The 15,795-nt window shown below is 41.2% G+C and carries 10 protein-coding genes; 9 read left to right on the plus strand and 1 reads right to left on the minus strand.

What is annotated here, in order from left to right; translation table 11 throughout:
* The first annotated feature begins 16 nt into the window (after window positions 1-16).
* From prlC to HUZ36_RS13890, 4 genes are all read left to right on the plus strand, one after another.
* On the plus strand, window positions 17-2,056 hold the full coding sequence (prlC, locus tag HUZ36_RS13875; RefSeq protein WP_176033159.1) for an oligopeptidase A: 2,040 nt from the start codon (window positions 17-19) through the stop codon (window positions 2,054-2,056).
* A gap of 124 nt (window positions 2,057-2,180) precedes the next feature.
* A complete protein-coding gene (locus HUZ36_RS13880; RefSeq protein ID WP_125251122.1) occupies window positions 2,181-3,332 on the plus strand; it encodes a response regulator in 1,152 nt (383 codons plus the stop codon).
* Between the two features lie 77 nt (window positions 3,333-3,409).
* Entirely contained in the window at window positions 3,410-4,165 is a 756-nt protein-coding gene (locus tag HUZ36_RS13885; RefSeq protein ID WP_176033168.1) for a class I SAM-dependent methyltransferase, read from the plus strand.
* A gap of 159 nt (window positions 4,166-4,324) precedes the next feature.
* On the plus strand, window positions 4,325-6,244 hold the full coding sequence (locus tag HUZ36_RS13890) for a methyl-accepting chemotaxis protein (protein WP_176033160.1): 1,920 nt from the start codon (window positions 4,325-4,327) through the stop codon (window positions 6,242-6,244).
* 420 nt (window positions 6,245-6,664) lie between these two features.
* Here the strand turns inward: HUZ36_RS13890 and HUZ36_RS13895 are convergent, their stop codons facing one another.
* Window positions 6,665-8,809 carry a S8 family peptidase gene (locus HUZ36_RS13895; protein WP_128730708.1) on the minus strand — a complete coding sequence of 715 codons (2,145 nt, stop codon included), beginning with the start codon at window positions 8,807-8,809 and terminating at the stop codon, window positions 6,665-6,667.
* 633 nt (window positions 8,810-9,442) lie between these two features.
* On the opposite strand from HUZ36_RS13895, the gene HUZ36_RS13900 reads away from it, so the two are divergent.
* From HUZ36_RS13900 to HUZ36_RS13920, 5 genes are all read left to right on the plus strand, one after another.
* Entirely contained in the window at window positions 9,443-10,630 is a 1,188-nt protein-coding gene (locus HUZ36_RS13900) for an NAD(P)/FAD-dependent oxidoreductase (protein ID WP_176033161.1), read from the plus strand.
* Between the two features lie 150 nt (window positions 10,631-10,780).
* Window positions 10,781-11,020, plus strand: coding sequence for an HTH-like domain-containing protein (locus HUZ36_RS13905; RefSeq protein WP_176033162.1), 240 nt, complete (start codon window positions 10,781-10,783; stop codon window positions 11,018-11,020).
* Between the two features lie 35 nt (window positions 11,021-11,055).
* Window positions 11,056-12,018, plus strand: a complete 963-nt coding sequence (locus HUZ36_RS13910; protein WP_176033163.1) for a DNA-methyltransferase — start codon at window positions 11,056-11,058, stop codon at window positions 12,016-12,018.
* A gap of 1 nt (window position 12,019) precedes the next feature.
* Window positions 12,020-14,032 carry an ATP-binding protein gene (locus tag HUZ36_RS13915; protein WP_176033164.1) on the plus strand — a complete coding sequence of 671 codons (2,013 nt, stop codon included), beginning with the start codon at window positions 12,020-12,022 and terminating at the stop codon, window positions 14,030-14,032.
* Window positions 14,032-15,420 carry a hypothetical protein gene (locus HUZ36_RS13920; RefSeq protein ID WP_176033165.1) on the plus strand — a complete coding sequence of 463 codons (1,389 nt, stop codon included), beginning with the start codon at window positions 14,032-14,034 and terminating at the stop codon, window positions 15,418-15,420. The genes HUZ36_RS13915 and HUZ36_RS13920 overlap by 1 nt, the downstream gene beginning before the upstream one ends.
* The last annotated feature ends 375 nt before the right edge of the window (window positions 15,421-15,795 follow it).

Here is a 15,795-nt window from a genome sequence, read left to right on the forward strand (position 1 = left end):
GATAAAGAGCGTGCCCATGAGTAACCCATTAATCGGGCTAGAAGGATTGCCCCCCTTTTCGAAAATTAAGCCTGAGCACATTGTTGAAGCATTAAAGGCTGCAATTGCGCATTGCCGTGAGACCATTGATGTTATCTTAACGCAGCAAAACATCACTTGGGATAACTTTGTTGTACCTTTAGAAGAGGCTGACGATAAACTCAATCGCGTGTGGTCGCCAATTTCACATATGCACTCGGTGGTTAATTCAGAAGCGTTACGTAAAGCCTATGATGAATGCTTGCCTTTAATTTCTGAATATTCAACCTATGCAGGACAGCACCAAGGGCTATATAAAGCCTATGCGGCATTAAAAGAGTCTGAGGAGTTTGAGCGCCTGACTACAGCGCAGAAGACAACCATAGATAATGCCCTGCGCGATTTCCAGTTATCAGGTATTGCATTGGGATCACAACAACAAAAACGTTATGGTGAAATTGTTGCGCGGTTGTCAGAGTTGGCTTCAAAATTTGGAAATAATGTCATGGATGCAACGCAAGCATGGCACAAGCAAGTGACAGACAAGGCGCTGCTAACTGGGTTGCCTGAGTCCGCACTTGCGCTTTCAGCACATACTGGCGAAGCAAAAGGATTGGAAGGTTGGGTATTCACCTTAGATATTCCTTCTTATTTGCCAATAATGACATATGCAGATAACCAAGCGCTTCGCGAAGAAGCTTATCGTGCGTTTGTAACACGCGCCTCGGATCAAGGGCCAAATGCTGGCGAGTTTGATAACTCAGGAATTATGCACGAGGCGTTAACGCTTCGACATGAACTTGCTCAATTGCTTGGTTTTGCTAACTTTGCAGAAAAGTCACTGGCGACAAAAATGGCAGATAGTCCAGCTCAAGTATTCGAATTTTTGAATGACTTGGCCGTCAAATCAAAACCTCAGGCAGAGCAAGATGTTGCTGAATTACGCCATTTCGTCCACCAAGAGTATGGCATTAGTGAATTACAGCCATGGGATTATGCGTACTATAGTGAAAAGTTAAAACAAGCGAAGTACGCCATTTCTGATGAAGCATTACGACCGTACTTCCCTGAAGCAAAAGTGCTCTTAGGGCTATTTGAGACGGTTAACCGACTGTTTGGTATTCGCGTAACGGAAGTTGAAGGCGTTGATGTTTATCATCCGGACGTACGTTTTTTTGAAATATACGATGCCCAAGATCAACTACGTGGTCAGTTTTACCTAGATCTCTATGCCAGAGAGCATAAGCGTGGTGGAGCGTGGATGGATGACTGCATGGGTCGTAAGCGACGTGCAAACGGTGAATTACAGATCCCTGTTGCTTATTTGGTATGTAACTTTAATAAAGCGGTGGGTGATAAACCTGCACTATTTACCCACAACGAAGTCACGACTTTATTCCATGAGTTTGGTCATGGTATTCACCACATGCTAACCCAGATAGATACGGCACCAGTAGCAGGTATTAATGGTGTGGCATGGGATGCGGTTGAGTTACCTAGTCAGTTTTTAGAAAACTGGTGTTATGAGGAAGAGGCGCTAAACTTTATTTCAGGTCATTATGATACGGGTGAGCCATTACCAAAAGAGATGCTTGATAAGTTATTGGCAGCTAAAAACTTTCAGTCTGCTATGCAGATGTTACGTCAATTAGAGTTCTCATTGTTTGACTTTCATATTCACGCAGACTTCGAGCCAAACAAGCCATGTCAGATCCAAGCTACTCTTGATGCTGTGCGTGCGCGAACGGCAGTGGTAAAAGCGCCAGACTTTAACCGCTTCCAGCATAGCTTTAGCCATATTTTCGCTGGTGGTTATAGCGCAGGTTACTATTCATACAAGTGGGCTGAAGTACTCTCTGCGGATGCGTTTTCTAAATTCGAAGAAGAAGGTATTTTTAACCCCAGCACTGGCCGTGAGTTTATGCAGCACATATTGGAAAAAGGAGGTTCTGAATCCCCTATGGTGTTGTTTACTCGTTTTCGAGGTCGGGCACCTACTGTCGATGCACTGCTGCGTCATAGTGGTATTGCAGCGTAACAATATTTCCATTCTAGGCGCCTTCATTTGAAGGCGTTTTTTTGCAATCAAAGTAAGACATTTGGCTAGCAAATTCACTATCTCTGACTATTCTATAAAGATATGAATTAATAGGGAAAGCCACATGACTAAACTGGTTCTTGCCATTGACGACGATAAATTGGTCCACCACATCGTGGATGAAGCATTATCACGTACCTGCAAAATTTTACATGCTAAAAATGGTGAGGAAGGCTTACGACTGGCAAATAAATACCGCCCGGACATTATTTTGTTAGACGTTGAAATGCCCGGAATGTCAGGATTTGAAGTCTGTGAGCAGCTCAAAAAGCAAAGCGAAACTGCAGATATTCCAGTAATGTTTTTATCTTCGAGAACAGATATATCGGAGCGGATGCGTGGTTATAATGCAGGGGCTGCGGACTATATCGTCAAGCCTTTTAATGCAGAAGAATTACTCGCCCGTATTAATGTCCTTGATGACTACAGAAAAACGTCTTCAAAATTAAAGCAGGATGTGCAACGAGCTCAAACAACTGCTGAAATTGCCATGACAGACTCAGGCGACATGGGGCGCATTATGCGTTATGTTGGCCAGTCTTATCATGCCCATGACTTGAGCACTCTAAGCAGCTATTTCTTAGAGTTTTTTATTCCCATGGAACTGGATGTTGCAGTCGCTTTTTGGTATCGCCAAAGCGCTACGTTTTACTCCAGCGAAGGAGTGATCCAGCCAATAGAACAAGAGCTGTTTGAAAAGCATAAAAATGGCAGTCGGTTTGTCGATTTTGGCCGTCGAACAATTATAAATTATCCAAAAGTTTCTCTGTTAATCAAAAATATGCCGGTCGATGACGCTGGGGTGTATGGCCGTTACAAAGATCTCTTTCCTCATATTTTGGAAGCGACAGATGCCAAAATAAAAGATATGGAGGTGAGTGAAGATGCGCTCACGAAAGTCGAGCATATTGGTCAAGTATTTGCCGAGTTGAGCGATCACCTTAGCGGCGTGGGTAATCACTACAGCGGTAAAGTGGCTGAGTTTCAATCATTGATTCAAAGCGAACAGCTCACCGCTTTACAGCCACAGGAACGCGAGCGCTTACAAGAGCTTTATAAACACTTTACCTACCTAAGCGATGAACTCACCATTATCAAGTATAAGTTGGGTGAAGTTACTGAAATGCGCCAACAGCTTATTGAAAGCCTAAATAAAATTGCGAAACCCTGGGATGAAGGGGAGGTTGCATCGCAGGTAGATATTGAATTGTTTTGAACGCTTGTGGGATATTCAAAGACAGTATTGTGGGAAAAGCGTATACTGCTCGGGTTGATAACCCTTGGGAGTTAAGCTTGTATATTCATACCCCATTCGAAGAGAACAGACCCTACCTAGATACGCTTACAAAGCTATTTGACCTTCCAACTCTTGGTCTGGATGAGTCAACGTTTCAACTGCATTATGATGAATTAGGCTTACAGCTGGTAAAAAAAGATGAGCCCAAGCTTGGTGCTATCCGCGTTGATTTTGTTACCGGCGCTGTTGCACATAGGCGTAAATTTGGTGGTGGCAAAGGGCAGGCTATTGCTAAAGCTGTAGGGTTGAATAAAGGTGTAGTCCCAACTGTACTGGACGCAACAGCGGGGCTTGGGCGTGATGCCTTTGTACTGGCTTCAATGGGTTGTAAGGTAGTACTACATGAACGAAACCCCATAGTCGCGGCGCTATTATATGATGGATTGCAACGTGCCTATCAGGATGGGGAAATTGGCGAGTGGGTGCAAGCGAGTATGAGGTTAGAGTTTGGCTCTAGCCATGCGCTATTGGAACAGGCTGATTGGCGCCCTGATGTAGTATATCTTGATCCTATGTTTCCACACCGTGACAAGTCGGCACAGGTAAAAAAAGAAATGCGAGTGTTTCAAGACTTGGTCGGTAACGATCTTGATGCTGATGCGTTACTACCATTTGCGTTGCAATTAGCAAGCAAGCGAGTTGTAGTTAAACGGCCTGATTATGCTGGCTTTTTAGATAATACAACACCAAGTATGCAGATTAAGACTAAAAAAAATCGCTTTGATGTTTACGTTAACGCAGCAATGAAATAACCATAAGGTAGTTTGTTTTTTAATCGCTGGGCGTCTGGATGGATGTACGCCAAAAGTATGGTTTTGCGTATTTGTACACAAAATGGTTCCAGATTTAATCAAGTTGTCATAAATCCTTAATACTCTTGCTGGGCATGTTTATAGAGGGGTTGTGATTATATGCGCGTATCTACTTTTACTCGGTTGCTAGCAATACTGTTGACGACTGCGAGTATTTTACTTGGCGCTAGCCTATTGTGGGCAAGCAAAGTACTAACCGAACTTGATGTTCAAGGTGCGGCATATAATCAGGTTAAAAACACCGTGATTATTGAGCTTGAAGGGACGATAGAGGATTACTTGAGCGCGGGTGATAGCCAGTATTTAAGTAAGGCTGATGCGCAAATCAATGCACTCCAACAAGATGTTAATAACCTACCTGAAGCGCTAAGTGCGCAGATAAGACAAAAGTTACAGCAATTACAGCAAGACATCTCTGAAAAGTACCGGGCACTTGGCAAGCTATCCGGCAACGAGCTAGCACTATTAGATAACGCCTTAAGGCAGATGTCAGGCTCGGCATCCAGCCTGGTAAAATATGCGATTAAAGCGCAAGAAAGCGACCTAAAAGCGGCCTACTTTGAACTTGCCTCTGATTACTTTAGTGAAGTCTCCAATCTCAGTCTATATACCTATCAGTTAGTGATGTCTTATGAGCCGCAAACAGAGCAGAGTTTAATGGCAAGTCTACGTCGACTAACAGATATTGCACAGCAAATTGAGCAACTTGAAAATTTAGGCGTGATGAGTGAGGTAGATGAAGACGAGTTATTTTTGGGGGCCGAAGCCGAAGACCTAGCACTTGAAATTAAAGCTGAGCTTGTAAGTTGGCCAAAACGTTATGGCCGAGATCTTAACAACACGCTACAGCAATCCAAAGAGCGTCAAGCAGGTATGTTGGCATTACGTGGCGATATTAAATCAATCTCAGAAAATATCTTACAAGCTGAGGCGCAGCTGATTGCTGATCAGGCTGCGGTAAAAGCCAACGTATTTATGCTATTTGGTGGTGCAATTGGTTTACTCGTGATACTGGCAGGTACTGTATACCTTGTTCAATTTAAACAAGTCCTTACACCATTAAGGCAACTACGAGATGGCTTTGCGCAACTGATAGAGAGTAATGAACTCAGTAATATTAAAAGTAAGAATCAAGATACTGAAATTGGCGAAATAGCGAGCTACTTCAACCAATTAATCGATAGACAGCGAGCAGAGGCTGATGAACGTTCAGCAATGCTTGGCGTTATTAATACTTTTATGGAAGAAATGAATACCAACTTGGCAAAAATATCGACTCAAGCAGGAGGGACTTTTGAGCAAGTGGAGAAAAATCAAGCGCAACTCGATTCGGTGAGGCAATTAGGTGCAGAGGCCAATCACATTAATGCACAAGTTGCTGATAACGCAAATAATACATTTGAGGCGATGACGCAAAGCGTGGCTTATGCTGAATCGATGCTGAGTGCGTCATCGACTACACAAAAGCGCGTTGAACAAGGCTTAGAAAGTTTGAATGAGTTGCTAACTGGCGTGTCTGATGTCAGTAAAGTCATTGATATGATTAGCTCAATTGCAGAACAAACCAACTTGCTAGCGCTTAATGCTGCTATTGAATCTGCTCGTGCAGGAGAGCATGGACGTGGATTTGCGGTAGTTGCGGATGAAGTGCGCAAGCTTGCTCAGCAAACACAAGCTTCGTTAACGGATATTCATCAGCAACTCAACGCCCTTAGCGATAACTCGAATAAAGTTTCTACCCAAATTTCAGCACTAGCCGATGAGGCGCAGCAACAAACTAACCATGCTCAAGAATTAAAGCGAAATTCAGAAGGTGTGGCGCACAGTGCACAAAGTGCCAATCAGGTGGCGGCGCATGCGATGGAGCTTGCTAACCAACAATCTGATTTATTAGACACTTTCGGTAAGGCTATGGATAACATGAAAGGCCAAGTTAATAGCTCTCATCAGCAAGTACAGCAAATCCAACAAAGCCTAAAAGAAAAGATGCAGGAAATTCGCAGTACCTTAGGGTTGTAACAGGTAGATTGTGCTAACTCATTGTTGTTAAAGCAGAGCTTGATTTTTTACCTTGTCTAGCCAGAAGTGATCTCTTGATACAAGGCAAATCTGTGTATCAATAACTGGCTATTGGAAGTGAATTCAACGCAGTTAGCGCTAAAACTGGCTGCTAGAAAGGTATTATACCAATTTGACTTAATACTTGCTCAATTTGAAGGAGTAAATCTGACGCTAACAGCGTTAAAAATTTCTCATTTAGAACAACTAAATAGCAAAATTTTTGCCTAGTTATCGACAAGATTTTCTCGCCTCAAAATAGACCACTTAATTAAGCAAATTGGTATTAATTATCCGCAGTCCGGGTTACTCATTAAAAAAGGCCGAGTACGGCCTTTGCATGGGGGAAGAAGGCTCATCTTGAGCCTACTGCATGTTTCTTTATGGTTTGTACTGTGCGTCTAGTGTTAAACCTGAGAAGGTACGATAAGCATTAATGCTTAAGTGCCACGTACCAGCTTGTGGGTTGGTGATAACACACGTTTCAGTATTTCCACTTTCATATGGACGGCAGTCATAGCTTGTCGTGGTTGGGCGAGCGCCAAACTTAACAAACAAGTCAGCATCGCCTGAACCGCCAAACGTTTTTACAGTAAAATCGCTCATGCCTTCTGGTACTTCAATTGTGTAGTGTACCCATTGGCCGCTTGATGCTGATACATCTTCGATAGTACCACCACCGGCTTGCGGAGTGCCTGTGCTTGAACCTGAGGTAGTCGCGACTAAGCTAACACCTGAATAGGCTTGATAGCCGTTGATCATTACATGATAAGTTCCAGCTTGTGGGGCATCAAAACTACAGGTCTCTGCATTGCCACTTTCATAAGGGCGACAATCATAACTTGCTGTAGTTGGCTGACTTCCTAATTTCACATAGAGATCTGCATCACCTGTGCCACCGCTCATTGTGAAAGTCACATTAGTTTTGTCTGCTGGTACCTCGAAAGTGAAGTATTGGCTACTGCTTGCGCTTCCGCTCAATCCTGTTTTTGCTACACCATCTTCAAGCACATTGCTTGTTGGTGGTGTTACATCGCCACCTAGTGCTTCGTTAACTGCTGCTGCTGCATCCACAACACCGGTTCCACAGTTTGAGCAGCTACCAGCAAAGTTACGCGTGGTATTTTTCAAGATTGCTTCTACTTCATCTGGAGTCGCAGAAGGCTTTGCTTGTTTGATCAGTGCAGCGACACCTGCAACGTGCGGAGCAGCCATTGAGGTACCTTGTGAGTAATGATAGCTGTCTGCAGAAGGTGCACCAGAGCCTGAGTTATGCGTAGATAAGATACCTTCAGGGTCGTTGGCAAAACTTTGCGCACCACCAGGTGCTGCGACATCAATGTTTGTACCATAGTTAGAGTAGTAAGCACGACCACCATCTCGGCCGACTGACGCTACGTTTACCACGCCGTTACAGTTACCAGGGTTATAGTTAGCTGAATTATCGTTGTCGTTACCAGCTGCAATGACAATCACAGTACCATTATTACGGGCTTGGTTGATTGCGTTTTGTGTTGTTGCACTACAAGCGCCACCACCACCTAGACTCATATTAATCACGTCAGCGGGATTTGCATTTGCTGGAATTCCAGACACTGAACCGCCAGAAGCCCAAATAATACCGTCAGCGATGTCTGAGGTTAAACCACCACATTTACCAAGCACACGAACAGGTACTACCTTTGCGTCGTAAGCAACACCGGCAACACCTTCGCCGTTATTTGATACCGCTGCAACAGTCCCCGCTACGTGCGTGCCGTGCCAGCTTGAGTCTTGATCGGCACGAGGAACTGGCTGACCTGTAGAATCGGTACCACATTCACCACGTGTTACGGCATCACCTGGATCGCGAGCATCGTTGTCACGAGCACCGCCATCATTCGCAACAAACGTGTCTGAGATCATGTCATAGCCCGGCAAAATATTTGCGTCTAAGTCAAGGTGCGGTCGGTAACCTGTATCAAGCACCGCGACTACAACCCCTTGTCCTGTCGCTTTATCCCAAGCCGCTGGAGCATTGATCCCCGCAGCAGCTTCAAAATAATGCCATTGGTCGCTATAACGAGGGTCGTTAGGTGTTGCGAATGGTTTCAACATCTGATCGATTTCAATATATTCAACGTTGCCAGACGCCATAACTTCACTCATAAATACCTGTGCTTCTTTAGCTGATAGCTTTTTGTCTGCACGCATTACATGGTGGTTACTCAATGCCATAGGACGGACATAGTGAGCTTTGGCACTCGCTTTGTTACTTTTAAAACCTTTTACAAAGCTTTCTGCACGTTGTTGCATTTTTGTTGGTTGCAGATCCTCCGCTGCAAGTCCCATCATTTGTGAACTAGCATCTTTATATTTAATAATAAATTGAGTGCCAAGTGTGTTCTGAGATGAGAGCTTCTGTGCGGTAGCTGCAAGTGCTGTATCGTTTTGAATAGCTGGTGCTGCGGTAGCTGCTGATGCGCTAAATAGCGCAGCGACAGCAACGCTAAGTGTTGCGCGCTTAAAGTTTTTATTGATTGTCATAATGTTTCCCTAGTTTCTAACTTGTTGTTCAGCTGTTAACAGAAAGCTGATGGTCAGTGAAATTAAACGCCTATCTAAAAAAAAGAAAGCGCTGTTTTGTTATTTGCACTAATTATTTAGTTATATATAGATGGATAAATGGCTATAAAAAATTCTTAGCGTGTTGTTTTTAGTGCTTATTTTTCATTTTTATGTGAGTGTGAATAAATTTCAGTTACATTGTAAATGAGTGTAAACGGAAGGGTTGTTTTAACTAAATGTGCCTTATGAAGGGACTGAAATTGATTATTTTTAGTTTTAAAGTATGGTTTTTTTGGCAATATTAAGTCTCTTATTCGTAATCACAGCACTGCGATATGGACTTTTTTAGGTACATTATTAACATTGAACAAATTGCAACCAAGTGGTGCTCATCCATACTGTGCTTGTTGTGTGGAACTCGGTATAATTTGTTTTTGGTTAAACGTTTACTTTGTGCGTTAAGTGTTAGCAGTAAGTAGTGATACCATGTTGACTTAATATCTGCTCCAGTTAGGGGGGGTTGTTTTGGCGCTACAACTGACTGCTAGAAAGGTATTAATTAAGAGAGCTGGTATAAGCTACAAGGTTTTAAAAATAGGGTTGAGTGAAGTTATGCAACAAACAGATGTAGTTGTGATCGGTGCTGGTGCTGCGGGGTTAATGTGCGCTGCGCAGGCTGGGTATCGAGGGCGACAAGTTGCTGTGGTTGATATGGGTAAGAAGCCTGGTCGCAAGATTTTGATAAGTGGCGGTGGCCGATGTAATTTTACTAATGAGAATGCCTCTCCAGCCAATTATCTGTGTAAAAACCCACACTTTGTAAAATCATGTCTGAGTCGCTATACCCAACATGACTTTATTGAGTTGGTAGACCGTCATGGCCTTGCATATCATCATAAAACACTTGGGCAGTTGTTTTGCGATAATAGCGCACAAGACATCGTTGATATCCTGCTTACTGAGTGTGATTGGGCGGGCGTTTCACTCCATTTACGTCAAGAAGTCATTGCGGTTGAGCATCAAGCCGACGGCCGCTATGTAGTCAAAACCACAACACAAACCTTTAATTGTGAGTCGGTGGTGGTCGCAGCAGGTGGCTTAACAATGCCAAAACTGGGCGCAACTCCTATCGGCTATAAAATAGCGCAGCAATTTGGTCTAGCTGTTTTGCCCACTATGGCTGCTCTCGTACCTTTTACACTTCACGATCACGATAAAGCACGTTTTGATGGTCTCTCTGGGATCAGTATTGATAGCGTAGTGACCAGTGAAAGCGGTGTTCAGTTTAGAGAGAATATTCTCTTTACTCACAGAGGACTATCTGGCCCAGCAATTTTGCAGATCAGCTCATTTTGGCGTGCCGGAGAGTTTGTGAGTATTAACTTACTTCCTGATTTAGACGTCCAAGCACTGCTTCATGAGTGGCGTAGTGAACAAGGTCAAAAGCACTTAAAAAATCTGCTGTCGACCATCTTACCGAAGCGCTTTATAGAAGCGCTGATCAGCGATGGCAGCATTGTGGATAAAAATGCCAACCAACTCAGCCATACAGAAATTGAAACCTTAACTAGAATCCTAACCAGCTGGAAAATCAAACCAAATGGCACCGAAGGCTATCGCACAGCAGAAGTCACACTTGGTGGTGTCGATACTGACGAACTCAGCTCCAAAACCTTCGAAGCTAAAAAACAAAAGGGTCTGTACTTTATCGGCGAAGTCACCGATGTTACTGGTTGGCTCGGAGGATACAATTTTCAATATGCGTGGAGCTGTGGCTGGGCGTGTGGACAAGCGGTTTAATTGACAAGACATAATTCGAGCGAACACATTTTTAATTGTTCGAACAGACTCTATTCATTTAAAAATAGAAACTCATCATTTGTACCATTGACGTGCTTATATAATTTATATAATTTAGCTAGAATATATAAATTAGATAATGTCATTATCATGAATGAACAAATAATCTTCGAAAAAATCAAGGAAGAGCTAGAGAAAGCACCTAGAAATCAATTCACACTAGAATTGCACCTCCAAATGATTAAGTACGCAGATGATTTGAAAACAATTACCGCAAAGGAATTTTGTGCAGGTGTAGGGTTAAAGGAAAGTTTTGGAACAGAGTTTTCCAAAATGCGAAATCTCACTAACCGATTAAAATCTGCTGGTTTAAAGACGGACATGATTTGATGTCGCTTCAGAATATAGGGTATTAAATTTAATATATGAAGCTTTATTATAAAACAGAGCTAGGCAAACTTTATCTTGGTGACTCTTTAGAAGCGATGACTTCTGAAAAAATTAAAAAGTATGCGGGTAAAGTTAATTTAATTGTTACTTCTCCACCGTTCCCACTTAATAATAAGAAAAAGTATGGTAATGAAGTTGGGGAAGCTTATAAAGAGTGGTTTAAAAAATTAACACCTATTTTTAATGAACTTTTAGCTGATGATGGATCACTGGTAATTGAGATAGGTAATGCTTGGGAACCAGAGCGGCCTGTTCAATCTACTTTGCATCTTGAGTGCCTTTTTGAAATGACGAAACAAGAAGGCTCTGATCTTAGGTTAATTCAAGAGTTTATTTGCTACAACCCTGCAAAACTTCCTTCTCCTGCTCAATGGGTTACTGTAAATAGGTGGAGAACAGTAGATAGCTATACCCATATTTGGTGGCTTGCAAAAAGCGATTATCCAAAAGCTGATAATAGTAAAGTGTTGCGACCCTATAGCAAGAGTATGAAGAAGTTACTTGAGCGACAAAGCTACAATGCTGGCAATCGCCCTTCAGAGCATAAAATTAGTGAAAAAAGTTTTCTTAAAGATCATGGCGGTAGTATCTCACATAACTTTTTTGAACTGGAACCAATTGATGAAAAACGTGAGGTTCGCCTACCTCATAATGTGCTCTCATTTTCGAATGTATCTTCGAATGATTTTTTCATTAGGCAATGTAAGGAAAAGGGTTTAAAGCCTCACCCTGCAAGAATGAATAAAGGAATTGTCAATTTTTTCATTGATTTTCTGACTGATGAACATGATATTGTATTTGATCCCTTTGGTGGAAGTAACACTTCAGGGTATTGTGCAGAATTAAAAAATAGACAATGGTTAGCTATTGAAGCTAGTGAAAAATATGCTGAGCAATCAAAAATAAGATTTAATGACCCAGAATTAACAAGGAAATAATATGGATGTAAGTGCTTCTTTAATTACTGATTTATTAATAGAAGGTAAACGAAAAGAGAGTTTTATTGGTCGTCCGTTTTATCTGTCATATGACATATCAAGACTTTTGGTGTGTGACGCTTGGAAAGCTGATGTAAAAGGAATACCTGCGGGAGCTTTCTTATTAGCGTTTTATGATGGTGAAGACGGGGTTGAAGAAGCAGTCTTACTAAGGGCCTTATCTCAGACAAAGTTGCCTACAGATAATGATGTCATTACATCGATGATCGAGTATTACAAAGATAATTTGGATATTTCGGGTAGAGCAGGAAGTGAGAAAAAAGGTAAGTTAGACGAGTTTACACGATATGAGTTTAGCTTTTCTGGTTTAGAGTGCCGAGTACTGGGGGTATTTTACCGTGGAGAAAATGGCAAGATAGAATTTGGAGCAGATTTAGAAAACTTTTATTCAGCCAATAACTACAGCGTTTATAAAGCTACAGGTGATGTACTAGAGTTTATAGTAAATCAAAGAGATGACGATGGTATTGCTGGGCAAAAGTCAGACTTTAAAATAGGTAGTGTGAGGTACTCGTCTAGCAGAAGGCATCAAGCTCAAGAAGAAACTGTAAAAGTTTGGGTAAATCCAAAAGACTTTCTAGGCAAACGCTCAGCTATGTTCGGTATGACAAGAACAGGTAAATCAAATACCGTAAAGAAAGTTATTGAAGCCACTGAAGAAATCTCCCAAAAAGCACTAATACCTCTGCTTTCAGCTCCACCTGAAACACTTGAATTTGACCAGTCTGGTAGCCCTTCTTTTCCTGTTGGACAGATTATCTTTGACATCAATGGTGAATATGCTAACGCGAACAGGCAAGATTCAGGGACTGCTATCTATGATTTATACAAAGAAAAAGTTGTTAGGTATAGTGTTTTAGAAAAAGGCAATGACTTTAAAGTCATGAAAGTAAACTTCTTCAAAGATATCGAGAGTGGTTTTAGCCTTATTTCAAGTTATTTACAGGAACAGTCGATAGGCGGGGATTACGTTAATAATTTCACAGCTGTAAGTTTTGAACCACCAGAGAGTACCAATCCACACGGTTCTGATTGGACTAGATATAACAGACTTATTGCTGCCTATAAGTGTTGCTTATACCGTGCTGGATTTAAACCTACGGGTGAAAATGTACGGTTCAAAGGCGCGTCAGAGCTGAATTCAGCTATTATTGAAGGTGGGACTATAGATCCAAGTAAAGGTATCTCTCTTGAGGAAGCTTGTACGTGGTTTGAAAAAGTTTGGGAGCAGTATGATGAGAGTGAGTTCATAAAAGGTTACGTAAACAAGAAAGGTTACGAGTGGGCCAATGACGACCTCAAATCAATGATGGTTTTCTTAAGCACTTATAAATCGCCCGGTAAGAAAACCCAAGTAAGTGGCTACAAGAAGCTTAGAGTGAAACAATTACTTGCTCTTCATACAACGAGTATGGATGAGTCATTTGAAAGCGAGATTCCAAAATTTTTACAAGATGGAAAAATTGTGATCGTGGATCTTTCGCAAGGCGAGCCTGTTGTACAACGCTTATTTTCTGAAAAAATATGTAGATCAACTTTTAACATTGCAATGGATAGGTTTATTAAAAACCTGCCAAATAACTTTATTCAGTTTTATTTTGAAGAAGCGCATAATCTCTTCCCTAAAAAGGATGACAAGGATCTAAGTCAAATATATAACCGCATTGCGAAGGAAGGTGCTAAGCTGCATTTAGGGATGATCTATGCAACCCAAGAAGTAAGTTCAATTAGCTCAAACATACTGAAGAATACACAAAACTGGTTTATCGCACATTTGAATAATATTGATGAAACTAAAGAGCTAGAAAAGTATTATGACTTTAAAGACTTTACTCAATCACTTGTTCGTTTCTCAGCTACAAATGACAAAGGTTTTGTGAGAATGAAAACATATACAAACCCTTTTATTGTTCCAGTGCAGATTGACCGCTTTTTAGCTAATAAGGGGATGTAATGAGCTATGATGCTAAAGGAAATCGACCTTTTCAGTGGGCAGGGAAGTCACAGCACACTCATGTAATAAATGATCCGTTTGTTCAAGAATTGATGAAGCGTTGCAAGTTTCCATCTACAAATGAAGAAGCCACTAACGATGTGAGAGATCATTCTTTTGAAGTTCTGGAAGGTGGGTCTCGTACTCTCTCAACGATTGTAACTGTTGACGGTGGCTATACTGAGGTTGAGGTTAAGAAAAATTACCCGAGTTCTAAAGTCGCATTCTTTCAGTTCGGAGGGCTAAAATTTAGCTTACAGGATTTAGAGAATTTAAGTAGCGCTCCATTTATTCATCCTGATGAAATGGAAAAGTTTAAGAAGTTAGAGCGCTTTAAACTAGCAATACCAACTAAAGCCACTTCACTTGATTCCATGTCAATGATTGACTCTATTCGTACTCCTATAATCGAATTTTTTAATCAAGAACGAGATGGAAAAACGTACATGGAAACTCTTAAATGGCTTGTTTTCCATGACTTTAAGAGAAAAAGCATCGACCATGACGAGTCTTTAGAAGAAATCAAATTTGGCAGTTTGCCAAATAGAAATGATCAATCTTATAACGATACTGTAGTCCAAAAGTCAAACGTTGATGGACAAGGTTTCTTCAACGTTGATGGAGAGCTGTTTAATCTCGTAGACTTATTCAGATTTCACGAAGTTGTCGATGAGGAGTTGGGGGCGAGTGGTATTCTTGGGTATTTAACTAACGTGATTGAACATATAATTATTGTTCACTGTATAAAAGAAATAGTCACTAAAAAGCCCTCATTCTTGAAACGTTTTTTATTTATTAAAGATGGTCCTTTAGGTTTTTTTGGACAGACAGCAAAGCTTCATAAAGATATGAGAGAACTTTGTAATCTTTATGTAAAAGAACATTCTCTTAAATTAGTGGGAATTGAAAAGTCTGGTTCATTCGTTGAACATGCAGAGCAAATCACTTCAGGTGAAAATGCTTGCTTAGAACAAGGACAAGCACTACCACTCTTTAATGATTATATTTATAAGCATATTCTTCCGGGGCCTACCACGAAAGCGGAGCTGGCTAAAATGAAACCATATGCTTCGACATCATACTACAGTGGTAAGTTGATATATCGAAGTAAGTCAGACCGAACATGGGTATTAACAATACCAATTGAAAGTTGTGACGAAATAAAGTCACTAAACAAGAGTTCTTTTGCAAACTTAGATGAAATTTTAAATGCAGTAGATAGGTTAAAGTGCGATATGTATGAAAACTCAATTATACCTATCGCTCTTGTTAACCAATTAGTATCTTTAGCAAATCATCCGTCATCTATAATTTTGGAGAAATTCGCAATTCAATCTATGAAAGATTAAACAACATGGTAGTTGTAACAGCCACAAAGAATTAATTTTTGTCATTGTTACAACTACCATCACTTTTGTTTAAATTTATAAAATAGGCAATTGTAATGTAAACGTCGCCTAAACCCCACCTAGCGACTGAATACGCTCGACTTATAAAGTACAGCTCTGATCTCAATTTGGAGCTGAACATGTCTAAACACAAAAAAGCAGAGCAATTGTAACGCCCAAATAATTAACGCAAGCGGTTCATTAATTCTACGAATAACTGCTGCCCAAAATTGGGTGGAGTTGTAACTCCACCCAATTTAGTACAGCGCTTTCGTAGAATTTTATGCAGCTTCAAGATAACCAATTGGTGTCATATCGCCAAGTGAATCATGAGGC

The organism is Pseudoalteromonas sp. McH1-7, from assembly GCF_013366255.1.
GTDB classification, from domain to species: Bacteria; Pseudomonadota; Gammaproteobacteria; order Enterobacterales; family Alteromonadaceae; genus Pseudoalteromonas; species Pseudoalteromonas peptidolytica.

Bases quoted from the DNA above. Each gene is read 5' to 3' on its own strand.
- prlC (WP_176033159.1), top strand. From the start codon at position 17: ATGAGTAACCCATTAATCGGGCTAGAAGGATTGCCCCCCTTTTCGAAA.
- HUZ36_RS13880 (WP_125251122.1), top strand. From the start codon at position 2,181: ATGACTAAACTGGTTCTTGCCATTGACGACGATAAATTGGTCCACCAC.
- HUZ36_RS13890 (WP_176033160.1), top strand. From the start codon at position 4,325: ATGCGCGTATCTACTTTTACTCGGTTGCTAGCAATACTGTTGACGACT.
- HUZ36_RS13895 (WP_128730708.1), bottom strand. From the start codon at position 8,809: ATGACAATCAATAAAAACTTTAAGCGCGCAACACTTAGCGTTGCTGTC.
- HUZ36_RS13900 (WP_176033161.1), top strand. From the start codon at position 9,443: ATGCAACAAACAGATGTAGTTGTGATCGGTGCTGGTGCTGCGGGGTTA.
- HUZ36_RS13905 (WP_176033162.1), top strand. From the start codon at position 10,781: ATGAATGAACAAATAATCTTCGAAAAAATCAAGGAAGAGCTAGAGAAA.
- HUZ36_RS13910 (WP_176033163.1), top strand. From the start codon at position 11,056: ATGAAGCTTTATTATAAAACAGAGCTAGGCAAACTTTATCTTGGTGAC.
- HUZ36_RS13915 (WP_176033164.1), top strand. From the start codon at position 12,020: ATGGATGTAAGTGCTTCTTTAATTACTGATTTATTAATAGAAGGTAAA.
- HUZ36_RS13920 (WP_176033165.1), top strand. From the start codon at position 14,032: ATGAGCTATGATGCTAAAGGAAATCGACCTTTTCAGTGGGCAGGGAAG.